Raw genomic sequence first — 23,827 nt, 5'->3', positions numbered from 1 at the left:
GGCAGGCCCGGTGCCGGGGTCGGTGCGGGACCAGGGGAGACCGGGGTGTTCGAGGGGTTCCGGCTGGGGTGACGGGTGCGCGTCAGGAGTTTTCCACAGGGGTGGCGGCTGGGCGGCGGCGTGGGCACAGTGGAGTGTGTGAACGGTGTACGGCGGTACTGGAGGGACCTCGGTGACCTGGTGTTGCCGGGGGAGTGCGCGGGGTGCGGGCGGGCTCGTACGGTGCTCTGCGCGCAGTGCCGGGAGGCGTTGAGCGGAGAGGGGGCGCGGTGGGTGCGGATCAGGGGGCGGCAGGCCGGGTTGCCGCCGGTGTGTGCGGCGGGGCCGTACGCGGGAGCGGTGCGGGAGGTGTTGCTGGCGCACAAGGAGCGGGGAGCGTTGGGGCTGGTGGGGGCGCTGGGGGCGGGGCTGGCTCGGGCTGTTGGGGTGGGGCTGGGGCTGGAAGGAGGCGGGGCAGCGGTGACGAGAGGGGCGTCCCTGGGCGATGGGCCAGTTGTGAGGGGCGGGGTGGCTGTGGGCGGTGAGGTGTTGCTCGTGCCTGTGCCGTCCGGGCGGGGGGCTGTGCGGGCTCGGGGGCATGATCCTGTGCGGCGGGTGGCCTTGGCCGCTGCGGGGGTGCTGCGGCGGGGCGGGGTGGAGGTGCGGGTCGCTTCTGTGGTGCGGCAGCGGGCGGGGGTGCGGGATCAGGCCGGGCTGGGGTTCTGGGAGCGGCGGGAGAACCTGGACGGGGCGTTGCGGGTGAGTCCGGCGGGGGTGCGGGTACTGCGGGGGAGGGATGTGGTGCTGGTCGACGACATCGTCACTACCGGGGCGTCGCTCGCGGAGGCCGCGCGGGTGGTTGGGGAGGCGTGTGAGGGGGGAGGTGAAGAAGTGTCCGGTGAAGTCGCCCGGGAAGGGCCTCACCCGGTGGAGAGGAGGCGACGAGGGGTGCTGTGCGCGGCCGTGGTCGCGGGATCACCGGATTCTTTTGAAATAAACCGGAACTGATCGAGAAGGCGCTTCGTTGCAGCTGGTGAGAGGCACAATTCAGTGGAACGGAGGTATGCGGGAGTAGAGGGTGACGACATCCGTCCGGGCGAGATATGTTCGGTTCGGAGAGAGAAAGCCGCAGGCCGCATCTCTCGAATCCGAAATGCCGTGCGCGGTTTCGGGAAAAGACCCGCACCGCCCAGGATGTGGATCTCTCCTTCTGAGGAGGAGGTGGACGTCACCGAGCAGGAAGGTTCCGGGGCTCACCGGAATCTGGTGCGAAAGGGAGATGCTCCGCGATGGAGCGGAGCGATCCGGGAACGGAGTTCTGCGTGGACATCGTCGTCAAGGGCCGTAAGACCGAAGTGGCCGAGCGGTTCCGCAAGCACGTGGCCGAGAAGCTGAACGTGGAGAAGATCCAGAAGCTCGACGGCAAGGTGATCAGCCTGGACGTCGAGGTGTCCAAGGAGCCGAACCCCCGACAGGCCGACCACCGGGACCGGGTGGAGATCACGCTGCGTTCCCGCGGCCCGGTGATCCGGGCGGAAGCGGCGGCCAGCGACCCGTACGCGGCACTCGACCTGGCGGCGGAGAAGCTCGACGCACAGCTGCGCAAGCAGCACGACAAGCGCTACACCAGGCGCGGCTCCCGCCGGCTGACGGCGGCGGAGGTCCCCGACCACGTCCCGGGCGTGGCCACTCTCAACGGCGGCGACGGCGAGCCGGTCGACGCCGACCGCGACGGCGGCGTACCCACGAAGAAGATGGGCTCGCTGGAGGTGCAGGGCGACGGTCCCCTCGTCGTCCGGGAGAAGACCCACGTCGCGGCCCCGATGACCCTCGACCAGGCGCTCTACGAGATGGAACTGGTCGGACACGACTTCTACCTCTTCGTCGACTCCGAGACCAAGGAATCCAGCGTCGTCTACCGGCGGCACGCGTACGACTACGGCGTGATCCACCTCCAGACCGACACGATGGTCACCGCGCAGGCGCACGGCGGCGAACCCGGCGGCACGCTCGGCGGCTGACCGCGCCGGCGATGACCCTCAGGGTGCCCCTGGAGCGCGTGTGCGCCCCCAGGGGCACCCGCGTGCGACCACTTCAGGCCTTGCTCCGTCACCGCATTGTCGTCAGGGCATGGAATCATGGCCAGGGCGGCTCAACGAGTGGGCCGTTGCCTCGGGTTGGCAATGGCACAGGACCAACGGCCCCAGCCTCAGGGGGAGGAACGATGGCGGACAGCTTCGGACCGATGCGGGACGAGGACGCACGCGACGGCGTCGTCGGCATGGGCCCGGACGCGGGCACCCCGCGGGGGGAGCCGATCAGAGTGCTGGTCGTCGACGACCACGCGCTGTTCCGCCGGGGACTGGAGATCGTGCTCGCGGCCGAGGAGGACATCCAGGTCGTCGGGGAGGCTGGGGACGGGGCCGAGGCGGTCGACAAGGCCGCGGATCTGCTGCCCGACATCGTGCTGATGGACGTACGGATGCCCAAGCGCGGGGGCATCGAGGCATGCACCTCCATCAAGGAGGTGGCGCCCAGCGCGAAGATCATCATGCTGACCATAAGCGACGAGGAAGCCGACCTCTACGACGCGATCAAGGCGGGGGCCACCGGGTACCTGCTCAAAGAGATCTCCACCGACGAGGTCGCCACCGCGATCCGTGCCGTCGCCGACGGGCAGTCCCAGATCAGCCCCTCCATGGCGTCCAAACTGCTCACCGAGTTCAAATCGATGATCCAGCGGACCGACGAGCGGCGGCTCGTGCCCGCGCCGCGGCTCACCGACCGGGAACTCGAAGTGCTCAAGCTCGTCGCCACCGGGATGAACAACCGGGACATCGCCAAGGAGCTGTTCATCTCCGAGAACACCGTGAAGAACCATGTACGCAACATCCTGGAGAAGCTTCAGCTGCACTCCAGGATGGAGGCCGTGGTCTACGCGATGCGGGAGAAGATCCTGGAGATCCGGTGAGCCGCGGTTTCCTGGCGTAGGGCCGCGCTCAGCGTAGGGCTGCGGTCAGGGCCCTCCTCGTCTCCTTCGCCAGGGCCTCCTGGAGGTCCGGGGTGGTCACCCGCTCCACCCTGATGTCCGTGCAGTCCACCCAACTCGCCGCTTCCACCAGTGCCTGCGCCACCGCCGGGACCGCCTTCGGGCCGTCCAGCGAGACCTGCTTCGCCACCAGCGTGGCGCCCTCTCGCGCCGGGTCCACCCTGCCGACCAGGTGGCCACCCGCCAGGACCGGCATCGCGAAATAGCCGTGTACGCGCTTGGGCTTCGGGACGTACGCCTCCAGGCGGTGGGTGACGCCGAAGACCCGTTCCGTCCTTGCTCGTTCCCAGATCAGCGAGTCGAACGGGGAGAGCAGCGTCGTACGGTGGCGGCCCCTCGGGGGGCTCTCCAGGGCCTTCGGGTCCGCCCATGCCGGTTTGCCCCAGCCCGTCACCGTCACCGGGGTCAGGCCCGAGTCCTCGATCACCTCGTCGACCTGGTCCGCTCTCAGGCGGTGGTAGTCCGCGATGTCCGATCTCGTGCCCACGCCCAGGGCCTCGCCGGCCAGGCGGACCAGGCGGCGTACGCATTCCCTGTCCGGCAGGTCGTCGTGCAGGAGGTCTGCCGGGATTGCTCGTTCCGCCAGGTCGTAGACGCGTTTCCAGCTTCTGCGGTCCACGCAGACGACCTCGCCGTACATCAGTGCGCGTTCCACCGCGACCTTTGTGCCCGACCAGTCCCACCAGTCGCTCGTCCTCTTCGCGCCGCCCAGCTCCGTGGCCGTCAGCGGGCCCTCCGTGCGGAGCTGTTTGATCACCTGGTCGTAGACGCCGTCCGGGAGTGTGTGATTCCAGTGGGGGCGGTTTCTGTATGCGCGGCGGCGGAACGCGAAGTGGGGCCATTCCTCGATCGGGAGGATGCAGGCCGCGTGGGACCAGTACTCGAACGCGTGCGGGGGTGTGGTGGGGGTGGTCGGGGTCCAGTACGCGGATTCCACCGTCTTGCGGCCCACCGCGCCCAGGCGGGCGTACGGGATGAGTTCGTGGGAGCGGGCCAGGACGGAGATCGTGTCCAGTTGGACCGCGCCCAGGTGGCGGAGGGCGCCTCGGACGCCGGATCTGCGGTCCGGGGTGCCTAGGAGGCCCTGTGCCTTGAGGATGATGCGGCGGGCTTCGTCGGGGGTGAGGGTGGTGGTTGGGGGCGGGAGGGGCGTCATGTCTTCGCACGATAGGGGGTGGGTCTGACAGTGGGGGCTGACCTGGGGTTTTCTCGCCCCCGCCGCCCCTACCCGTCCCATCCCCAGGGGCTCCGCCCCTTCGACCCCGGGCCGACGGAGGGTGGGTGGGGCCGGCCCTGAAGGGGCCTTGTCCTTAAGCGCCGGACGGGCTGGAAGTGGGGGGTTGGGGTGGGGGGTGAGGTGCTGGTTGTGGGTGGAGGGTGGCCCTGGACGGGCCTTGTCCTTAAGCGCCGGACGGGCTGGGATGGGGCGGGGCGGGTGGGATGTGCGTGTTGGGGCGGGGTAGCCGTCTGTCGTCTGCGGGGTCAGTGGCTGAGGTCCTGGGGGAGTAGGGAAGCCAGCCAGCAGTCCTTGCGTGTGCCCTTGTTTTCGATTGCTGCGCGGAGGGTGCCTTCGAAGGTGAAGCCTGCGTTCTGGGCCACCGCTCTGGAGGATGTGTTGCCCACCTCTGCTCGCCATTCGAGGCGGGCGGTGGACAGGTGGGTGAAGGACCAGTGGGCGGCGGTGAGGGTGGCTTCGGTGGTGTAGCCCTGGGAGCGGTGGGGTCTGGCGGTCCAGAAGCCGATCTCCGTGATGCCGGGGGTGCGGGGGGTGAGGCTCAGCATGCCGGTCAGGGGGCCCTGGCGGAGGTGGACGCCGAATGTGTACATCGTGTTCGTCGCCCAGCCCGTGGGGGCGATGTCCGTGGTGAACGCGTGGGCGTGTTCGGGGAGGTAGGGGGAGGGGATGGTCGTCCAGCGCTGGATCTCGGGGTCCTGGGCGGCTGCGTGGACCGCTTCGGTGTCCTCGGGGCCCACGGGGCGCAGGATCAGGCGGGCCGAGGTGAGGGTGACGGGCTGCATCGGGTGATTCTGCGCGGGCGCGTGCGGGGGGCGTCAATTTCCCGCCGGGGTGGCACTATCCGTGGGGGCCGGACGTTGTGGGGGTGTAGGAGTTGTGGGGCGGCGGGTGGGCTGTGTCACGGCGGGCCTCCCGGCGTGGTGGGGTCCTCGCATACGATGGCCGTTGCTCAGCAATGCATAAGGAACCACCCGACCGTCCCAGGCCCGACCGGCAAGGAGACCAACCCCCGTGTCCGTCCTCTCGAAGCTCATGCGTGCAGGCGAAGGCAAGATCCTGCGCAAGCTGCACCGCATCGCGGACCAGGTCAACTCCATCGAAGAGGACTTCGTCGACCTCTCCGACGCCGATCTGCGCGCCCTCACGGACGAGTACAAGCAGCGGTACGCCGATGGTGAGAGCCTGGACGACCTGATGCCCGAGGCGTTCGCCACCGTGCGCGAGGCCGCCAAGCGCGTCCTCGGCCAGCGGCATTACGACGTACAGATCATGGGCGGCGCCGCGCTGCACATGGGGTACGTCGCGGAGATGAAGACCGGCGAGGGCAAGACGCTGGTCGGCACGCTGCCCGCGTATCTGAACGCGCTGTCCGGCAAGGGCGTGCACCTCATCACGGTCAACGACTACCTGGCCGAGCGCGACTCCGAGATGATGGGCCGGGTGCACCGCTTCCTCGGCCTTGAGGTCGGCTGCATCCTGGCGAACATGACGCCGGCGCAGCGCCGCGAGCAGTACGCCTGCGACATCACGTACGGCACGAACAACGAGTTCGGCTTCGACTACCTGCGCGACAACATGGCGTGGTCGCAGGACGAGCTGGTCCAGCGCGGCCACAACTTCGCGATCGTCGACGAGGTCGACTCGATCCTGGTCGACGAGGCCCGTACGCCGCTGATCATCTCCGGCCCGGCCGACCAGGCGACGAAGTGGTACGGCGACTTCGCCAAGCTCGTACTCCGTTTGAAGAAGGGCGAGGCGGGCAACCCGCTGAAGGGCCTGGAGGAGACCGGCGACTACGAGGTCGACGAGAAGAAGCGCACGGTCGCGATCCACGAGTCCGGCGTCGCCAAGGTCGAGGACTGGCTGGGCATCGACAACCTCTACGAGTCGGTGAACACCCCTCTGGTGGGCTACCTGAACAACGCCATCAAGGCGAAGGAGCTCTTCAAGAAGGACAAGGACTACGTCGTCATGGACGGCGAAGTCATGATCGTCGACGAGCACACCGGCCGTATCCTCGCCGGCCGCCGCTACAACGAGGGCATGCACCAGGCGATCGAGGCGAAGGAGGGGGTGGACATCAAGGACGAGAACCAGACGCTCGCCACGATCACCCTCCAGAACTTCTTCCGCCTCTACAAGCGCGCCGACCACAACGGCAAGGACGTCCCCGGCCTGTCGGGCATGACGGGTACGGCGATGACCGAGGCCGCCGAGTTCCACCAGATCTACAAGCTCGGCGTCGTCCCGATCCCGACGAACAGGCCGATGGTCCGCAAGGACCAGTCCGACCTGATCTACCGCACCGAGGTCGCCAAGTTCGAGGCGGTCGTCGACGACATCGCGGAGAAGCACGAGAAGGGCCAGCCGATCCTGGTCGGCACGACCTCGGTCGAGAAGTCCGAGTACCTCTCGCAGCAGCTCTCCAAGCGCGGTATCCAGCACGAGGTGCTGAACGCGAAGCACCACGAGCGCGAGGCGTCGATCGTCGCGCAGGCCGGCCGCAAGGGCGCCGTCACGGTCGCGACGAACATGGCCGGCCGCGGTACCGACATCAAGCTCGGCGGCAACCCCGAGGACCTCGCCGAGGCGGAGCTGCGCCAGCGCGGCCTCGACCCCGAGGAGCACATCGAGGAGTGGGCGCAGGCGCTGCCCGCCGCGCTGGAGAAGGCCACGCTGGCGGTCAAGGCCGAGAAGGACGAGGTCGAGTCGGCCGGCGGCCTCTACGTGCTGGGCACCGAGCGGCACGAGTCGCGTCGTATCGACAACCAGCTCCGCGGTCGTTCCGGGCGTCAGGGCGACCCCGGTGAGTCGCGGTTCTACCTCTCCCTCGGCGACGACCTGATGCGGCTGTTCAAGGCGCAGATGGTCGAGCGTGTGATGTCCATGGCGAACGTGCCGGACGACGTGCCGATCGAGAACAAGATGGTCACCCGCGCGATCGCGTCCGCGCAGTCGCAGGTCGAGCAGCAGAACTTCGAGACGCGTAAGAACGTCCTGAAGTACGACGAGGTGCTCAACCGGCAGCGCGAGGTCATCTACGGCGAGCGGCGGCGCGTTCTTGAGGGCGAGGACCTTCAGGAGCAGGTCGTGCACTTCATGGACGACACGATCGACGCGTACGTCTCCGCCGAGACGGCCGAGGGCTTCGCCGAGGACTGGGATCTCGACCGGCTGTGGGGCGCGTTCAAGCAGCTCTACCCGGTGAAGATCACCGTCGAGGAGCTGGAGGACGCCGCGGGCGACCGGGCCGGGCTCACCGCCGAGTTCCTCGCCGAGTCCATCAAGGACGACATCCACGCGCAGTACGAGGACCGGGAGACGCAGCTCGGCTCCGAGATTATGCGGGAGCTGGAGCGGCGGGTCGTGCTGTCCGTCCTCGACCGCAAGTGGCGTGAGCACCTCTACGAGATGGACTATCTCCAGGAGGGCATCGGGCTGCGGGCCATGGCGCAGAAGGACCCGCTGGTCGAGTACCAGCGCGAGGGCTTCGACATGTTCACGGCCATGATGGACGGGATCAAGGAGGAGTCCGTCGGCTACCTGTTCAACCTGGAGGTCCAGGTCGAGCAGCAGGTCGAGGAGGTGCCCGTCTCCGACGCGGTGACCGACCTGGAGAAGCAGGACGCGGTTCCCGCGCAGACCGGTGCCCGTCCCGAGATCCGGGCGAAGGGTCTCGACGCGCCGCAGCGGCAGCGGCTGCACTTCTCCGCGCCGACCGTGGACGGCGAGGGCGGCACGATCGAGGGCGACTTCGACGAGGACGACGAGCCGGTGCGGTCCGAGGCGGACGGGCTGACCCGTGCGGAGCGGCGCAAGCAGGCGAAGGGTGCGAAGCGGCGCCGGAAGTAAGTACGCCGGGAGCTGGGAAGGGCTGGACACTTTCGGGTGTCCGGCCCTTCGGCTTGCCGGGGTGCGGGTGCGGGTGCGGGTGCGGGTGCGGGTGCGGGGCGGTCGGCGGGGGCGTTCAGGGGGTTTCGCTGTCCAGTTCCACCGCTGTGCAGCGCCAGCGGTGGTCCGGGCCGAGTTCCAGGCGGAAGGCCATCGCGCGCAGGCGGGGGCCTGTGGAGATGCGGGCGAATGCCTCGATCGCGCCGGGGCGGGGGATGTCGTAGCCGAGGTCGCGGAGGACCGGGGTGGTGCCTCGGGGCGTGCGGAGGGGGCCGTGTTCCGCCAGGTGCGCCAGGTCGTCGTATGCCTCGCCGAGGGTGTGGCGGAGCATGGCGTGGACCGGGTGGCGGCCGGTGAGGACGGCGAGGAGGCGTTCCGCGAAGAGGTCCGCGGGGTGGGGCTGGGCGATCGGCCTGCGGGGGGTCTGGGCGGGGACTCGGGTCGCGTCCGGGAGAGGGGTGCGGGTCGTTCGGGAGGCGCGGGTCGCGGGAGGGCGGTTGTCGGTGGGGCGGGTGCGGGAGGTGGGGCCGCTGCCCGGGGGGCGGCCGGCGGGGGGTGCGGTGCGAGGGGTGGTGCCGGGCGGGCGGCCTCCTGGGGTGCCGGGGGCGCTGAGGGTGGTGGCGGTGCGGGGTTCGGGGGCTGTGGTGAGCTGGGTGCGGTTCTGGGTCCTCGTCATGACCTTGCGCATGGGGCTCCCCGTTTCTCGGTGCGGTGGTGGGCCGCGTACCGGTTGGTAACTTTCCGTTGTGGATCTTTTACGGGGAGTGATCGGAGATGGCAAGGAGAGCGGGAAGCGGGGTGGGGAGGGGGGAAAGTCAACCGTTACGGGTGAACCGGGGTACGGGAGCGCTGGTCGGGCGGGGGTGCGATGAGCTGGTTTTTTCGTGTGGTTGACGGGTTCGCGAAGGTACTGGGGGACTCGAAAGGGGACCGGCGCACGTATCCTCGGGGGGAATCAAGCGGAGTCTCCGAGCAGGAAAGCGGCCGTCCATGCGCGTCTACGTCCCCCTGACCCTTACCGGGCTCGCCGAGTCGTACAAGACGGGGGAACTGGGCAGCGGGCCGCTGATCGCGTACGCCGTGACGCCCGCGTTGCGCGAGTGGTACCTGTCGGACGACATCGAGGAGCTGGAGTACGCCGCGCTCAGCCGTGCGGCGCTCGCGTCCCTGCGGCAGCTCGCCGCGGACTCCGGAGCGCCCCGGCGCCGGGTCGTCGTCGCCGTGGACGTACCCGACGGCCGTGCCGCCGCCGACCCCGACCGGGCGCTGGACGCCTCCGCGGTGGGCGAGGTCCGCGTCTCCGGCGCCGTACCGCTCGCCAAGGCCGCGGCCGTCCACGTCGACGCGTCCGACGCGGAGGCCGACGTCACCGCGGCGGCCTCGGCGCTGGCCGCGGCGGACGGCGGTGACGACGACGCGCAGTTCGTGGTGGACGGGGCCGAGGACCACGAGCTGCTGTGGTTCGCGACGCAGGAGATCCCGGGGTTGGTGGGGCTCGGGGGGTGAACCCCGGTTCGGCCTGAGGTGCTCCTCTGACCTGCGGTGTTGTAGCCCCGAGGTTGGGTTGTCAGTGGGGCCGGGTACGTTTGGGGGCATGGGGAAGACGGCTGGTGCGCATATCGTCTGGGACTGGAACGGGACCCTGTTCCACGACAACGAGGCGGTCATCGGGGCTACCAATGCGGCGTTCGCCGAAGTGGGGCTGGCGCCGATCAGCATGGAGCGGTACCGGGAGCTGTACACCGTTCCGGTGCCTCGGTTCTACGAGCGGTTGATGGGGCGGCTGCCCACCGAGGCGGAGTGGGAGGTGATGGACGTCCTCTTCCATCGGTACTACGCCGAGCACAGCGGGGGGTGTTCGCTCACCTCGGGGGTGGCCGAGCTGCTCGGGCAGTGGCGGAGCGCGGGGCGCAGTCAGTCCATCCTGAGCATGTACGGGCATGACGAACTCGTCCCCCTCGTCCGGGGGTTCGGGATCGAGGCGCACTTCGTCCGGGTCGAGGGGCGGGTGGGGCCGTCGGGCGGGAGCAAGGCCGAGCACATGGTGCGGCATCTGAAGGCGCTCGGCGAGGTCGATCCCCGGCGCACGGTCGTCATCGGGGACGCGTCCGACGACGCCCGCGCCGCCCTGCACGTCGGCGCCCGCGCCGTTCTCTACACCGGGGGCTCCCACAGCCGTACCAGCCTTGAGGAGGTCGGCGTGCCGGTGGTGGACACGCTGGCGGAGGCGGTGGAGACGGCCGAGCGGATGGTGGCGTAGGGCGGGTGGAGGTGCTCGGGGCCCGGCCGCCGGGGATGGCCGGGGCGAAGGTGAGAGGAGAGTAGGAAAGGCCGCCCCCCGAAGCCCCGTTGAGCAGGGTGGCGCGCCGGGGCAAGGGGGCGGACGGGGGGAGCATGGGGGGCATTTCGTGGCCGCCCTGTGCAGGATGTCGAAGATCAGTGCTCTGGTTTGTACACATGCGGCTCATGACGGGCCCCCGGTGAGGAGCGATAGCCTGGTCCCGTGATCAGCGCGATATCTCGCGGGGGTGCGTTTTCCCCTGCCCTGCGCCCGGTCGGCACGGACGATGTCCGGCACCGGGCGGCGGTCGCTGGTCTTCGCGGGCGAGGCGGAAAACCGACGGTTTCGTGGACGTCGTATCCACCCCGGACGGCGCCGCCGAGAGCGGTGTCACACCTCCGGGGGACGAATATCCCCTCGTCCGTCTCCCCCCGCGGCATAGCGTCGAAGCAGACCGGACACCCCGCGCCGAGGCGTCCCGTGCCAGGGGAAGAGACCGAACTTCCTTCTACGTCACGCAACGGCGCGCGACAGGAGCCAGAGGACAATGCAGACCAAGCTGGACGAAGCCAAGGCCGAGCTGCTCGAAAGGGCGGCGCGGGTCGCTGAGAACAGCCCGGTCGGAGGGCACCTACCGACCGGGACGACCGCGGAGGGCACCGACGGTGATCCGGACGGGTCGGACGTATCGCCCCCGGACCACGACACCGTTCTCTCCTTCCTTCAGCGGTACTACCGGCACACGGCCCCGGAGGACCTCGGCGACCGCGACCCGGTCGACGTCTTCGGCGCCGCCTACTCGCACTTCCGGCTGGCCGAGAACCGCCCCCAGGGCACGGCGAACGTCCGCGTGCACACCCCGACCGTCGAGGAGAACGGCTGGACGTGCAGCCACTCGGTCGTCGAGGTCGTCACCGACGACATGCCGTTCCTGGTCGACTCGGTCACCAACGAGCTGTCCCGCCAGTCGCGCGGCATCCACCTCGTCATCCACCCCCAGGTGGTCGTACGGCGTGACGTCACCGGCAAGCTGATCGAGATCCTGCCCTCGGCCGACGACCTGCCGCACGACGCGCACGTCGAGTCCTGGATCCACGTCGAGGCCGACCGCGAGACCGACCGCGCCGACCTGAAGCAGATCACCGCCGACCTGCTGCGCGTCCTGTCGGACGTACGGGAGGCCGTCGAGGACTGGGAGAAGATGCGCGACGCGGCGCTGAGGATCGCCGACGAGCTGCCCGCCGAGTCCGTGCCGGGCGACCTGCCCTCGCCGGAGGTCGTGGAGGCCCGCGAACTGCTGCGCTGGCTGGCCGCCGACCACTTCACGTTCCTGGGCTTCCGCGAGTACGAGCTGCGCGAGGACGACTCGCTGACCGCCGTACCCGGGACCGGCCTCGGCATCCTGCGCTCCGATCCGCACCACGCCACCGACGAGTCCCACCCGGTGAGCCCGTCCTTCGAGCGGCTCCCGGCGGACGCGCGCGCCAAGGCCCGCGAGCACAAGCTCCTCGTGCTGACCAAGGCCAACAGCCAGGCGACCGTACACCGGCGGTCGTACCTGGACTACGTCGGTGTGAAGAAGTTCGACGCGGACGGCAACGTCGTCGGCGAGCGGCGCTTCCTCGGACTGTTCTCGTCGGCCGCGTACACGGAGTCGGTGCTGCGGGTCCCCGTGATCCGCCGCAAGGTCGACGAGGTGCTGACCGGCGCCGGGTTCACCCGCAACAGCCACGACGGCCGCGACCTCCTCCAGATCATGGAGACGTACCCGCGCGACGAGCTGTTCCAGATCCCGGTGGACGAGCTGCGCACGATCGTCACCAGCGTCCTCTACCTGCAAGAGCGCCGACGGCTGCGGCTCTACCTGCGCCAGGACGAGTACGGCCGCTACTACTCCGCGCTGGTGTACCTCCCACGCGACCGGTACACAACGGGCGTACGGCTGCGGATCATCGACATCCTGCGCGAGGAACTCGGCGGCATCAACGTCGACTTCACCGCCTGGAACACCGAATCCATCCTGTCCCGGCTGCACTTCGTGATCCGTGTTCCGCAGGGGACCGTGCTTCCGCAGCTCTCCGACGCCGACAAGGACCGCATCGAGGCGCGGCTCGTCGAGGCCGCGCGGTCCTGGGCGGACGCGTTCGCGGAGGCGCTGACCGCCGAGTGCGGTGAGGAGCGCGCCGCCGAACTGCTGCGCCGCTACGGCACCGCGTTCCCCGAGGGGTACAAGGCCGACCACACCCCGCGCGCGGCCGTCGCCGACCTCGTCCACCTCGAACACCTCGGCGAGCAGCAGGACTTCGAGCTCAGCCTGTACGAGCCCGTGGGCGCCGCGCCCGACGAGCGCCGCTTCAAGATCTACCGCAACGGCGAGCCGGTCTCCCTCTCGGCCGTGCTGCCGGTGCTCAACCGCCTCGGCGTCGAGGTCGTCGACGAGCGGCCGTACGAGCTGCGCAACGCCGACCGGTCCTCGTCCTCCTGGATCTACGACTTCGGGCTCCGGGTCCCGGACAGCGTCGAGCAGTTGGGCGACGACGGGCGCGAGCGGTTCCAGGAGGCGTTCGCCGCGACCTGGACCGGCGCCGCCGAGAACGACGGCTTCAACGCGCTGGTGCTGGGCGCCGGGCTGACCTGGCGGCAGGCGATGGTGCTGCGCGCGTACGCCAAGTACCTGCGCCAGGCCGGGTCCACGTTCAGCCAGGACTACATGGAGGACACCCTCCGCACGAACGTCCACACCACCCGGCTGCTGGTCTCCCTGTTCGAGGCGCGGATGGCACCCGGGCGGCAGAGCGCCGGGCGCGAGATCGTCGACGCGCTGCTCGAAGAGCTGGACGCCGCGCTCGACCAGGTCGCCTCGCTCGACGAGGACCGCATCCTGCGCTCGTTCCTGACGGTCATCAAGGCGACCCTGCGCACCAACTTCTTCCAGACCACGGCCGACGGCACCCCGCACGCGTACGTGTCGATGAAGTTCGACCCGCAGGCCATCCCCGACCTGCCCGCGCCGCGACCGGCGTTCGAGATCTGGGTGTACTCGCCGCGCGTCGAGGGCGTCCACCTGCGGTTCGGGAAGGTCGCGCGCGGGGGGCTGCGCTGGTCGGACCGGCGCGAGGACTTCCGTACCGAGATCCTCGGGCTGGTCAAGGCGCAGATGGTCAAGAACACCGTGATCGTGCCGGTCGGCGCGAAGGGCGGGTTCGTCGCGAAGCAGCTGCCCGATCCGAACGTGGACCGGGACGCGTGGCTCGCGGAGGGGATCGCCAGCTACAAGACGTTCATCTCGGCGCTGCTGGACATCACGGACAACCTCGCGGGCGGCGAGGTCGTACCGCCGCGCGATGTCGTGCGGCACGACGAGGACGACACGTACCTCGTCGTCGCGGCCGACAAGGGGACGGCGACGTTCTCCGACATCGCCAACGCCGTCGCCGAGTCGTACGACTTCTGGCTCGGGGACGCCTTCGCGTCCGGCGGGTCCGCCGGGTACGACCACAAGGGCATGGGGATCACCGCGCGCGGTGCCTGGGAGTCGGTGAAACGGCACTTCAGGGAGCTGGGCGTCGACACGCAGACCGAGGACTTCACCGTCGTCGGGATCGGCGACATGTCCGGGGACGTGTTCGGGAACGGGATGCTGCTGTCCGAGCACATCCGGCTGGTGGCCGCCTTCGACCACCGGCACATCTTCATCGACCCGAACCCGGACGCGGCCGTCGGTTACGCCGAGCGGCGGCGGCTGTTCGAGCTGCCCCGCTCCAGCTGGGGCGACTACAACGTCGACCTGATCTCCGCCGGGGGCGGGATCTTCCCGCGCAGCGCGAAGGCCATCCAGCTCAACGGGCACATCCGCGAGGCCCTCGGCATCGAGGCGGGCGTGGGCAAGGTGACGCCGGCCGACCTGATGAAGGCGATCCTGCAAGCGCCGGTCGACCTGCTGTGGAACGGCGGCATCGGGACGTACGTCAAGTCCAGTACGGAGTCCCAGGCCGACGTCGGCGACAAGGGCAACGACGCCATCCGCGTCGACGGCGCCGACCTGCGGGTCAAGGTCGTCGGCGAGGGCGGCAACCTCGGGCTCACCCAGCTCGGGCGCATCGAGTTCGCGCTGGCCGGCGGGAAGATCAACACGGACGCGATCGACAACAGCGCCGGGGTCGACACCTCCGACCACGAGGTCAACATCAAGATCCTGCTCAACGGGCTCGTCACCGAGGGCGACATGACCGTCAAGCAGCGCAACAAGATCCTCGCCGAGATGACCGACGAGGTCGGCCACCTGGTCCTGCGCAACAACTACGCGCAGAACACCGCGCTGGCCAACGCGCTCGCCCAGTCCGGCGACATGCTCCACGCGCAGCAGCGGTTCATGAAGCACCTCGTCCGCGAGCGGCACCTCGACCGGGCGCTGGAGTTCCTGCCGACCGACCGGCAGATCCGCGAACGGCTCGCCGCCGGGCAGGGGCTGACCAGCCCCGAGACCGCCGTACTCCTCGCGTACACGAAGATCACCGTCTCGGACGAGCTGCTCCACACCGGGCTCCCCGACGACCCCTACCTGCGCGGACTGCTCCACGCGTACTTCCCCAGCGCGCTGCGCACGACGTTCGCCGAGCAGATCGACAGCCACCCGCTGCGGCGCGAGATCATCACGACCGTGCTGGTCAACGACACCGTCAACACCGGCGGGACGACCTATCTGCACCGGCTGCGCGAGGAGACGGGGGCCTCGCTGGAGGAGATCGTGCGCGCGCAGACCGCCGCGCGGACGATCTTCCGGTCGGCGGAGGTGTGGGACGCGGTCGAGTCCCTCGACAACCGGGTCCAGGCCGATGTCCTCACGCGGATCCGGCTGCACTCGCGGCGGCTCGTCGAGCGCGGGACGCGGTGGCTGCTCAACAACCGGCCGCAGCCGCTCCAGCTCGCCGAGGCGGTCGAATTCTTCGCCGAGCGGGTGGAGCTGGTGTGGTCGCAGCTGCCCAAGCTGCTGCGGGGGGGCGATCTGGAGTGGTACCAGAAGATCCACGACGAGCTGACGGGGGCGGGGGTGCCGGACGAGTGCGCGACCCGGGTCGCCGGGTTCTCGTCCGCGTTCCCGACGCTGGACATCGTGTCCATCGCGGACCGCAGCGGGAAGGACCCGCTCGACGTCGCCGACGTGTACTACGACCTCGCCGACCGGCTGCGGATCACTCAGCTGATGGACCGGATCATCGATCTGCCGCGTGCGGACCGGTGGCAGTCGATGGCCCGTGCGTCGATCCGGGAGGACCTGTACGCCGCTCACGCGTCACTGACGTCCGATGTGCTGGCCGTGGGGAACGGGACGTCCACTCCTGAGCAGCGGTTCAAGGCATGGGAGGAGAAGAACGCCGCGCTGCTGGGGCGGGCCCGGGTGACGCTGGACGAGATTCAGGGGTCGGACTCGTTCGACCTGGCGAATCTGTCGGTGGCTATGCGGACTATGCGGTCGATGTTGCGTACGCATTCGTAGGTGTACGTGGATGAGGGCGCCCCCAGTTGGTTGGCTGGGGGCGCCCTTGTGTGCGTAGGGGGTGGTCGGTGTGGGGCGGCGTGGTGCGGAGGGGTGTAGTGGGCGCGGAGGGGCGCGGTGGGGTGCGGTGGGGTGCGGTGAAGTCGTATAAGCGGACTGTCCGCTTACGCCGCCTTCTTCTTGCCGCTCGTGAACTCCTCGTACTCCTTCATGACCTCTTCCGTCGGGCCGTCCATCCGCAGCTCGCCCCGCTCCAGCCACAGCACCCGCTCGCAGGTGTCCCGGATCGACTTGTTGTTGTGGCTGACCAGGAACACCGTGCCCGCGTGGCGGCGCATCTCGCGGATGCGTTCCTCGGAGCGGCGCTGGAACTTCGCGTCGCCGGTCGCGAGGGCCTCGTCGATGAGGAGGACGTCGTGGTCCTTGGCGGCGGCGATGGAGAAGCGCAGGCGGGAGCCCATACCCGAGGAGTACGTCCGCATGGGGAGCGAGATGAAGTCGCCCTTCTCGTTGATGCCGGAGAAGTCGACGATCTCCTGGTAGCGGTCCCTGATCTGCTCGCGGGACATGCCCATCGCGAGGCCGCCGAGGAAGACGTTGCGCTCACCGGTGAGGTCGCCCATGAGGGCCGCGTTGACGCCGAGGAGGGAGGGCTGGCCGTCCGTGTAGATCCGGCCGTTCTCCACGGGGAGCAGGCCCGCGACCGCCTTGAGCAGCGTCGACTTGCCGGAGCCGTTCGTGCCGATGAGGCCGATGGCCTCGCCCTTGTAGGCGACGAAGGAGACGTTCTTGACGGCGTGTACGAGGCGGGTGCCGGCCGCCTTCTCCGCGTTTCCGCGGCGCAGCATGCGGTTCAGGGCGGCGGTCGCGGAGCCTCGGCCGCCTACGCCGTTGACGCGGTAGACGATGTCGACGGCGTCGGCCACGACGGTGGGGATGCGGTCGTCGGGTGCGGGCGTTTTGTCGGTGAGGGTCGTGCCGGGGGCGGGGGTGTTCGCGAGGGCGGGGGTCGGGTTGGCGCTCGCCGGGGTCGGGTTCGCGGGGTTTGTGTTCGTCGGGTTCGGGTTCGGGTTCGGGTTCGCCGGGTTCGGGTTCGTGTTCGGGTTCGGGTTCGCCGGGTTCGGGTTCGTGTTCGCGGGGTTCTCAGCCACGGCCGTACGTCTCCTCAGCCTTCCAGAAGTAGATGAAACCGCCGACGCCCGCGACGAGTGCCCAGCCCGTGGCCAGAGCCCACACGTGCGGGGGGAGCTGGCTGGAGTGGAAGCTGTCGATCAGCGCGTAGCGCATCAGGTCGATGTAGACGGAGGCCGGGTTGGCCTGGAGCACGTGGCCGGCCCAGGACGGCCAGTTGTGGTGCTTCCTGACCAGCTGGTCGATGCTCCACATGACGCCCGAGACGTACATCCACGTGCGCAGCACGAACGGCATGAGCTGCGCGATGTCCGGCGTCTTCGCGCCGAGCCTCGCCATGACCATCGAGACGCCCGTGTTGAACACGAACTGGAGCGCCAGCGCCGGGATCACCAGGAACCACGACAGGGCCGGCGGCACCCCCACCGCCAGCAGGATCAGCACGAGCGCCGCCATCGAGAACAGCAGCTGCTGGAGCTGCTGGAGGCAGAACGACACGGGCAGCGCGGCGCGCGGGAAGTGCAGGGCCCGCACCAGGCCCAGGTTGCCGGAGATCGCGCGGGTGCCCGCCAGGATCGAGCTCTGCGTGAACGTCCACACGAACACGCCCGTCACCAGGAACGGGATGTAGTCCGGTACGCCCTTCTTCGTGCCCATCAGCACGCCGAAGATCAGGTAGTACACGGCCGCGTTCAGCAGCGGCGTCATCACCTGCCAGACCTGGCCCAGCTTCGCCTGGCTGTACTGCGCGGTCAGCTTCGCCGTGGCGAACGCGGTGATGAAGTGCCGGCGCGCCCACAGGTCACGGACGTACTGCGGCAGCGACGGACGCGCCCCGCTCACCGACAGCCCGTGGCGCTCGGCCAGCGCCCTCAGGTTCGGGGGCGGGGTGGGGGTGGTCCGGGGCGGTGTGTCGAGTGCCTGGCTCACATCCGCTGCTTTCTTTCGGGGGTGGGGGTGCGCGATCCGGGCGCGGGGTTCGTTCACTGTCGCCGTCCACGCTGGGGGAACGTCCGGGGAGCCGTGTTTTCTTACGGTTCTCTTGATGTTTCCTTACGACGGGACGGAACCGTATCGTCGCAACGCGAGCGTAGGGCGTGGGGGCGTCGGAACGCAACCGTATCGTCGTGGCGTTGGGGGTGGGGCAGGGGGCGGTAGGGTCGCGGGGAGTTGGCGGGTGCCGGCGGGGTTTGGCCGGGCGTTTACAGGGTGTGTGCGGGGTGTTGGGCGGGTGTTGGCGGGGAGGGTGCGGCTGGTGCGTCGGACGGGGGCGTTTCGTCGTGACGGGTACGTCGATACGTGGCCGTGGCGTCGTTGAGGTGACGGGAGTGGTGTTGATGGGGTGGCGGGGTCGATGTGAGGTGGCGTCGATGTGCCGGTGGCGTTGCGACGGTACGGTTTCGTCGTGACGATCAGCGTGGGGACGGGACCGTATCGTCGTGACGCTCTATGCTGGGGCGCATGACGACGAACGCCGAGGGTGCCGGGGCACGTACGCGCCGTAGGGCACCGGCCGGGGCCGCGGTGCTCCGTGAGGACGTGACGGAGGCCATCAGGGCGGCCGTCTTCGAGGAGCTGGCGTCCGTCGGCTACGCGCGCATGTCGATCGAGGGGATCGCGCGGCGCGCCGGGGTCGGCAAGACGGCGGTGTACCGGCGCTGGAAGTCCAAGCTGCACCTGGTCCTGGAGATCGTCTCGGCCGTCGCGGTGCAGGGGCTGCCGGTGCCGGACACGGGGAGCCTGGAGGGCGATCTGCGGATCCTGTACGAGTTCATGTCCCGGGCGCTGCGCCACCCCGTCGTCTCGCAGATCGTCCCCGACCTCCAGGCCGAGTCGGCACGCAACGCGGAGATCGCGGCGGCCGTGCAGAAGGCTCTGCGGGACGGGCAGCAGGGGGTCGCGAACAAGATCCTGTCGGCCGCGGTGGAGCGGGGTGAGATCGGCCGCGACTTCGACGACGAGCTGGCGCTCGACCTGGTCTCCGGGCCGATGTACTGGCGGGCGCTGGTTGTCCGGCAGGGCGTGGACAAGAAGTATCAGGCGGAGCTGGCGCGGGCTACGGCGGCGGGGTTGAGGGCGCTGTGAGGGGGTTGGGGGCGGAGGGCGGCGTGTGGGGTGCGGTTGGCGCGAGAGTGGCGGGTGCTGTGGGGTTCGGGTCCGGGGTGAGGGGCGGGCCTGTCGGGGAGCGGGCGGTGGCCGTCATGCGAGGCGCGGGCGCTGTGAGGGGTGCGGTTGCCATGCGGGGCATGGGTGCTGTGAGGTTCGTGTCCGGCGTGAGGGGTGGGTCCGCAGAGAGGGGTGTGGCCGGGGAGCAAGTGGTGGCTGGTGTGAGGGGAGTGGGCGTCGAGAGGGCTGTGGTCGCCATGCGGAGCGTGGGTGCCGGGCGGGGCGGGTCTGCTGTGAGGTGTGTGGCCGCGTGAGAGTCGTGATCGCCGAGGACAACGCTCTGCTCCGGGAGGGCATGGTCCTGTTGCTGGCGTCCGCCGGGCACGAGGTCGTCGCGGTCGCCGGGAGCGGGCCCGAGATTCTGCCCGCGCTGCTGGAGCACCGGCCGGACATCGCCGTGCTCGACGTCCGGATGCCGCCGAACTTCCGTGACGAGGGGCTCGTGGCCGCGCTCCAGGCCCGCGAGAAGATCCCGGGGCTGCCGGTCCTGGTGCTCTCGCAGTACGTCGAGGAGTCGTACGCCGCCGAACTCCTCGGCGGGGGCGCGAGCGGCGTCGGCTACCTCCTCAAGGACCGGGTGGGCCGCGTCGACGAGTTCCTCGACGCGCTGGACCGGGTCGCCTCCGGCGGCACCGCGCTGGACCCCGAGGTCATCACCGAGCTGATGACCCGGCGCCGCGACTCCCCGCTGGACCAGCTGACCCCGCGCGAGCGCGAGGTGCTCAAGCTGATGGCGGAGGGCCGCGACAACACGACCATCGCACGCACGCTGGTCGTCACCGAGCGCGCGGTGAGCAAGCACATCGGAAACGTGTTCCTGAAACTGGGCCTGCCACAGAGCGACAGCGGACATCGCCGGGTGCTGGCGGTACTGGCGTACTTGAACAACAGGTGAGGGGGCGGCACGCGGCAGTCGGGGTAGGGCTGTGGGCGCCGGGCCTCCCGCGCGAGCTTCGTGCGACCGGCTGCCCGAGGGCGAGCGGTCGGCTGTCCTGGGCCGTGAAGTTCTCGAACTTCCCGACTGCGCCCGACAGCCGGTTGCCCTCCTCCCGGCAGGCGGGCCGAGAGGCCAGGCTCTGGGAGACCTCTTCCGGCAGTCCCCGAGGCGCTGCCCCTCAAGCCCCGCCCCCACCGTGCGCCGCCCCGCGCGCCGAGGACGGCGCCACCCCCTCCCGGCGTCCCTGAGCCTCCAACCGCCGCGCCAACTCGACCAGTTCCCCCGCCCCCAGCACCCGCCCCCCGAACCCCGGCAACGGCACGCGCACCGCCCGTGCCCACCGCTCCGGCACCGCCTCCATCCCGTACACGGCCCCCGCCAGTGCCCCCGTGACGGCAGCCACCGTGTCCGTGTCACCCCCGAGGTCGACGGCCGCCCGCAGCGCGCCCGCGAACGTGCCGGTCGTCCGCAGCGCCCACACGGCGGAACCGAGACAGGGCCAGACGGCGCCGTTGAACTCGGTCGCCAGGTCGGGATGCCAGCCGGGGTCGAGGACGCTGGCGTACCGCGCGCGGTGGCCGGCGTCCAGGAGACCCAGCGTGCGCGGTACGGCGCTCAGGGGGTCGTCCCCGGCGAGGGCGGCCCGGATCAGCTCGTGCAGGGCGGCGGTGCCCTCCCAGGCGGCGGCGTCGCCGTGGGTGAGCGCGGAGAGCCGCCGGGCGGCGTCGAGGGTGACCCCCTGCCCCTGGCCCGCGAAGTACACCGCAGAGGTCGCCGCCCGCATCAACGCCCCGTTCCCGGCGGCCCGCTGGCTCACCTGGAAGTGGATCGCGGCGGCACTGTCCCAGGGGTCCCCGCTCGTGAGCACCGCCTCGGTCTGGAGCCCGATGTCCTTGGGGTCGGCCGCCGCCCAGCGCCGGAAGCGGCCGAACACGTCCGCCAGGTCGAGGCCGCCACGCTCCAGGAGGGACTCCCCGACCAGGACGGCCATCTGCGTGTCGTCCGTGGCCTCGCCGGGATCCCAGCCTCCGCCGCCGCACATCTCCTCGGCCGGGGCGCCCGCAGGGAACCGCGCGGAGAACGCTCCCTCGGGGCCGAACTCGAAGGGCGCGCCCAAGGCGTCACCGACGGCCGATCCGAGGACGGCGCCGATGGCGCGGGACAGTCGCGAGGCCGTCTGCTGAGCCGGCATCGAATCCCCCCGTTCTTCCTACCGTTCTCCTGCAATCCCGTCCGCCGCCCGCCCCCGGGAGACGAGGTCTTACCTTCGCCCCGCCTCGGGGTGCAGCCTCAGCCACCCCTCCCACGCGGACGCGATCATGTCCTGCACGTCGTGCTTCGCCTTCCAGCCCAGCTCCGTCGCGATCCGCTCGGCGGAGGCGACCACGCTCGGGGGGTCGCCGGCGCGACGGGGTTCGACGGTCGGCGGGAGGTCGTAGCCGGTGACGGCGGCGATGCGGTCGATCATCTCGCGCACGGACACCCCCTCGCCCCGCCCGATGTTGAGGGTCAGGGTGCGCCCGGGGGACGCCCGCAGCGCGCGGGCCGTCGCGACATGGGCGTCGGCGAGGTCGACGACGTGGATGTAGTCCCGCACGCATGTGCCGTCCGGCGTCGGGTAGTCGGCGCCGAAGACGCGCGGCGCCTCACCGGCCGTGAGGCGCTCGAACACCATGGGGACCAGGTTGTACACGCCCACGTCGGCGAGGGCGGGAGCAGCCGCGCCCGCGACGTTGAAGTAGCGCAGGGACGCCGCCGACAGCCCTGTGGCCCGCGCGGTCGCGCTGACCAGCCACTCGCCCGCCAGCTTCGTCTCCCCGTAGGGCGACATCGGCAGGCACGGCGTCTCCTCCGTGACCAGGTCCACGTCCGGCATCCCGTACACGGCGGCCGACGAGGAGAACACGAACGACCCCACGCCCGCCTTCGTCACCTCCTCCAGCAGGACGCGCAGCCCCTCCACGTTCTCCCGGTAGTAGTGCAGCGGGCGCTCCACCGACTCGCCGACCTGCTTCTTCGCCGCCAGATGCACCACGCCCGTCACCCCGTGCCCGGCGATCGTCCCCGCGAGCCGCTCCGCGTCCAGCGTCGAGCCCTCCACCAGCGGCACCTCCGCCGGGATCCGCCCGGCGATGCCCGACGACAGGTCGTCGTACACCACCACCCGCTCGCCCGCCCCGGCCATCGCCCGCACGACATGCGCCCCGATGTACCCGGCGCCCCCCGTGATCAGCCACGTCATGTACGGCCTTCCCCTCCACGTCCCGTCCTCGCTGCACCCCCAGTCAAGCAGGTGCCGGCTCCCGCCGCCGAGCCTGTGGATAACTCCCCGTGCCACCCTCGGCACGGCCCGTGGTCGTGCGCCACAGGCGGACGAAGGACAGCACCGCGGCCGTCAGCAGCAGGCCGTTGCGCAGCAGCATCAGGGCGCAGCCGAGCCAGGTGCAGGCGGTGACCTGGCCGTACAGACCGGGGTACACGACCGCGCTGACCGCCGTCGCCGCCAGGACCAGCGCGGTGACCGGCCGCTGGACGGTGTGCCGGGAGGTCAGGCACACCGCCGACAGGCCGACCAGCCAGATCATGTACTGGGGGCTGATGACCCTGCTGGTGACGGTGAACAGCAGGACCGCGCACAGGGCCGCGTCGAACGGCGTCGCGGGCGTGTGCCGGCGCGAGCGCAGCCGCCACAGCAGGAGCAGCGCGAACGCGACGGCCGTCAGCGCCAGGGAGGCGTCGGCGACGTCGGCGACGTACGGGCCGACGAACTCTATGGCGCCGTACTGGTAGCGGACCGCGCCCGGCCAGCCCGCGTGCGTGGCGAACAGCAGGACCGTGCCGCCCAGGGACTCGATCTGCACGCCCCGCCCGCCCTGTTCGCGCAGGAACGAGAACGGGTGGTCGAAGGCCGCCGCCAGGACGGCGAGGACGGTGACCGCCGTGACGGTCGCCCCCGCCCACGCCGCGCGCGTGGCACGGCCCTTCGGCGCGCCCAGGAGCAGCAGCGCCGGCCACACCTTCACCAGCGCCCCCAGCGCCGCGAAGGCACCTGCCACGCGCGGGCGCCGGGCCATGGTCACCAGGGAGAGCACGCCGAGCATGGTGACCTGGACGTCGTAGCGGGCCAGCGGGGTGTGCAGCAGCAGCGGCAGACCGCACACCCACAGGGCCGCGCCGGCCAGCGAACGGCCCGGCGCCGACCCCGCGCGCGCGAGGGCGGCCGTCGTCACCGCGTCGCAGACCAGGGTGAGGACGACGAACGCCTGGAAGTACGACAGGAACGGCAGCAGCGCGGGGGAGAGCATCACCGCGCCCGCGCCCGGCGGGTACTGCCAGAGCGCGTCGTGGGTGGGGAACGTGCCGTGCGCGAGGACCAGGTACCAGTCGTGGTAGAGCCGCCACACCTCGCGCGTGACGTCGCCCTCGCCGAGCCAGCGCGAGTCCGCGTGCGTGAGCAGCCAGAGCATCAGCGCGCGCGTACCGAGCCAGCCGGCGGCGAGAAGGAGGAGGCGGTGGAGGCGGTGACGTTTCTTCACACCGTCCGGAGGGCGGGAGGAAGGAAGGGGCATTTGCCGGATCGTAAGCGGCTTGTTTCCCGTTCCTGCACTAATGGACATCTAAAACACAGTGAAGCGCAGGTAAGACCGCCCCTATGGCTC

General features: G+C 70.3%; 17 protein-coding genes. 9 read left to right on the top strand and 8 right to left on the bottom strand.

Annotated elements, in window-relative coordinates; genetic code table 11:
* Positions 1–138: 138 nt before the first annotated feature.
* From ACQCO7_RS16495 to ACQCO7_RS16485, 3 genes are all read left to right on the top strand, one after another.
* Entirely contained in the window at positions 139–987 is an 849-nt protein-coding gene (locus ACQCO7_RS16495) for a ComF family protein (RefSeq protein WP_464072545.1), read from the top strand.
* A 314-nt stretch (positions 988–1,301) separates the two neighbouring features.
* Positions 1,302–2,000, top strand: coding sequence for a ribosome hibernation-promoting factor, HPF/YfiA family (gene hpf / locus ACQCO7_RS16490; RefSeq protein WP_010356951.1), 699 nt, complete (start codon positions 1,302–1,304; stop codon positions 1,998–2,000).
* Between the two features lie 203 nt (positions 2,001–2,203).
* Positions 2,204–2,950, top strand: a complete 747-nt coding sequence (locus ACQCO7_RS16485; protein ID WP_464072544.1) for a response regulator — start codon at positions 2,204–2,206, stop codon at positions 2,948–2,950.
* A gap of 28 nt (positions 2,951–2,978) precedes the next feature.
* Here the strand turns inward: ACQCO7_RS16485 and ACQCO7_RS16480 are convergent, their stop codons facing one another.
* Positions 2,979–4,184: a winged helix-turn-helix domain-containing protein gene (locus ACQCO7_RS16480; protein ID WP_464072543.1), complete on the bottom strand. Its 1,206-nt coding sequence runs from the start codon at positions 4,182–4,184 to the stop codon at positions 2,979–2,981.
* Between the two features lie 326 nt (positions 4,185–4,510).
* A complete protein-coding gene (locus ACQCO7_RS16475) occupies positions 4,511–5,047 on the bottom strand; it encodes a GNAT family N-acetyltransferase (protein ID WP_464072542.1) in 537 nt (178 codons plus the stop codon).
* Between the two features lie 229 nt (positions 5,048–5,276).
* Here ACQCO7_RS16475 and secA point away from each other — a divergent pair, with 229 nt between their 5' ends.
* Positions 5,277–8,117, top strand: a complete 2,841-nt coding sequence (gene secA / locus ACQCO7_RS16470) for a preprotein translocase subunit SecA (protein WP_464072541.1) — start codon at positions 5,277–5,279, stop codon at positions 8,115–8,117.
* Between the two features lie 115 nt (positions 8,118–8,232).
* Here the strand turns inward: secA and ACQCO7_RS16465 are convergent, their stop codons facing one another.
* On the bottom strand, positions 8,233–8,844 hold the full coding sequence (locus ACQCO7_RS16465) for an Rv3235 family protein (RefSeq protein WP_464072540.1): 612 nt from the start codon (positions 8,842–8,844) through the stop codon (positions 8,233–8,235).
* Positions 8,845–9,146: 302 nt separating this feature from the next.
* Between ACQCO7_RS16465 and ACQCO7_RS16460 the strand changes: the two genes are divergently transcribed.
* The 3 genes from ACQCO7_RS16460 to ACQCO7_RS16450 all read left to right on the top strand — a co-directional run bounded on the left by ACQCO7_RS16460 (position 9,147) and on the right by ACQCO7_RS16450 (position 15,934).
* Positions 9,147–9,662 (top strand): DUF6912 family protein, encoded by a 516-nt coding sequence (locus ACQCO7_RS16460; RefSeq protein ID WP_464072539.1) that lies wholly within the window; start codon positions 9,147–9,149, stop codon positions 9,660–9,662.
* Between the two features lie 88 nt (positions 9,663–9,750).
* On the top strand, positions 9,751–10,416 hold the full coding sequence (locus ACQCO7_RS16455) for an HAD family hydrolase (protein WP_464072538.1): 666 nt from the start codon (positions 9,751–9,753) through the stop codon (positions 10,414–10,416).
* A gap of 568 nt (positions 10,417–10,984) precedes the next feature.
* The gene (locus ACQCO7_RS16450; protein WP_464072537.1) at positions 10,985–15,934 is read left to right on the top strand and encodes an NAD-glutamate dehydrogenase; all 4,950 of its coding nucleotides are present in this window, start codon (positions 10,985–10,987) and stop codon (positions 15,932–15,934) included.
* Between the two features lie 164 nt (positions 15,935–16,098).
* Here the strand turns inward: ACQCO7_RS16450 and ACQCO7_RS16445 are convergent, their stop codons facing one another.
* Both ACQCO7_RS16445 and ACQCO7_RS16440 read right to left on the bottom strand, forming a co-directional pair.
* Positions 16,099–16,872, bottom strand: a complete 774-nt coding sequence (locus ACQCO7_RS16445; protein WP_464077217.1) for an ABC transporter ATP-binding protein — start codon at positions 16,870–16,872, stop codon at positions 16,099–16,101.
* A gap of 205 nt (positions 16,873–17,077) precedes the next feature.
* Positions 17,078–17,995, bottom strand: coding sequence for an ABC transporter permease (locus tag ACQCO7_RS16440; protein WP_464072536.1), 918 nt, complete (start codon positions 17,993–17,995; stop codon positions 17,078–17,080).
* Between the two features lie 531 nt (positions 17,996–18,526).
* Here ACQCO7_RS16440 and ACQCO7_RS16435 point away from each other — a divergent pair.
* Both ACQCO7_RS16435 and ACQCO7_RS16430 read left to right on the top strand, forming a co-directional pair.
* Positions 18,527–19,150 (top strand): TetR/AcrR family transcriptional regulator, encoded by a 624-nt coding sequence (locus ACQCO7_RS16435; protein ID WP_464072535.1) that lies wholly within the window; start codon positions 18,527–18,529, stop codon positions 19,148–19,150.
* 331 nt (positions 19,151–19,481) lie between these two features.
* Positions 19,482–20,126, top strand: coding sequence for a response regulator transcription factor (locus ACQCO7_RS16430; protein ID WP_464072534.1), 645 nt, complete (start codon positions 19,482–19,484; stop codon positions 20,124–20,126).
* Positions 20,127–20,346: 220 nt separating this feature from the next.
* On the opposite strand, the gene ACQCO7_RS16425 is transcribed toward ACQCO7_RS16430, so the two are convergent.
* The 3 genes from ACQCO7_RS16425 to ACQCO7_RS16415 form a co-directional block, all read right to left on the bottom strand.
* Complete coding sequence (locus tag ACQCO7_RS16425) at positions 20,347–21,360, bottom strand: ADP-ribosylglycohydrolase family protein (protein ID WP_464072533.1); 1,014 nt, start codon at positions 21,358–21,360, stop codon at positions 20,347–20,349.
* A gap of 69 nt (positions 21,361–21,429) precedes the next feature.
* Positions 21,430–22,410, bottom strand: coding sequence for a UDP-glucose 4-epimerase GalE (gene galE / locus ACQCO7_RS16420; RefSeq protein WP_464072532.1), 981 nt, complete (start codon positions 22,408–22,410; stop codon positions 21,430–21,432).
* A 43-nt stretch (positions 22,411–22,453) separates the two neighbouring features.
* The gene (locus ACQCO7_RS16415; protein WP_464072531.1) at positions 22,454–23,737 is read right to left on the bottom strand and encodes a glycosyltransferase 87 family protein; all 1,284 of its coding nucleotides are present in this window, start codon (positions 23,735–23,737) and stop codon (positions 22,454–22,456) included.
* Between the last annotated feature and the right edge of the window lie 90 nt (positions 23,738–23,827).

The sequence above is a fragment of the Streptomyces saintjeani genome, from assembly GCF_055409605.1.
Note: the sequence above shows the minus strand (reverse complement) of the source record. Positions and strands in the feature narration are given on the sequence as shown.

Coding starts and splice junctions, on each gene's coding strand:
- ACQCO7_RS16475 (WP_464072542.1), bottom strand. CDS start 5,047: ATGCAGCCCGTCACCCTCACCTCGGCCCGCCTGATCCTGCGCCCCGTG.
- galE (WP_464072532.1), bottom strand. CDS start 22,410: ATGACGTGGCTGATCACGGGGGGCGCCGGGTACATCGGGGCGCATGTC.
- ACQCO7_RS16415 (WP_464072531.1), bottom strand. CDS start 23,737: ATGCCCCTTCCTTCCTCCCGCCCTCCGGACGGTGTGAAGAAACGTCAC.
- ACQCO7_RS16485 (WP_464072544.1), top strand. CDS start 2,204: ATGGCGGACAGCTTCGGACCGATGCGGGACGAGGACGCACGCGACGGC.
- ACQCO7_RS16480 (WP_464072543.1), bottom strand. CDS start 4,184: ATGACGCCCCTCCCGCCCCCAACCACCACCCTCACCCCCGACGAAGCC.
- ACQCO7_RS16450 (WP_464072537.1), top strand. CDS start 10,985: ATGCAGACCAAGCTGGACGAAGCCAAGGCCGAGCTGCTCGAAAGGGCG.
- ACQCO7_RS16465 (WP_464072540.1), bottom strand. CDS start 8,844: ATGCGCAAGGTCATGACGAGGACCCAGAACCGCACCCAGCTCACCACA.
- ACQCO7_RS16425 (WP_464072533.1), bottom strand. CDS start 21,360: ATGCCGGCTCAGCAGACGGCCTCGCGACTGTCCCGCGCCATCGGCGCC.
- ACQCO7_RS16455 (WP_464072538.1), top strand. CDS start 9,751: ATGGGGAAGACGGCTGGTGCGCATATCGTCTGGGACTGGAACGGGACC.
- ACQCO7_RS16435 (WP_464072535.1), top strand. CDS start 18,527: ATGACGACGAACGCCGAGGGTGCCGGGGCACGTACGCGCCGTAGGGCA.
- ACQCO7_RS16460 (WP_464072539.1), top strand. CDS start 9,147: ATGCGCGTCTACGTCCCCCTGACCCTTACCGGGCTCGCCGAGTCGTAC.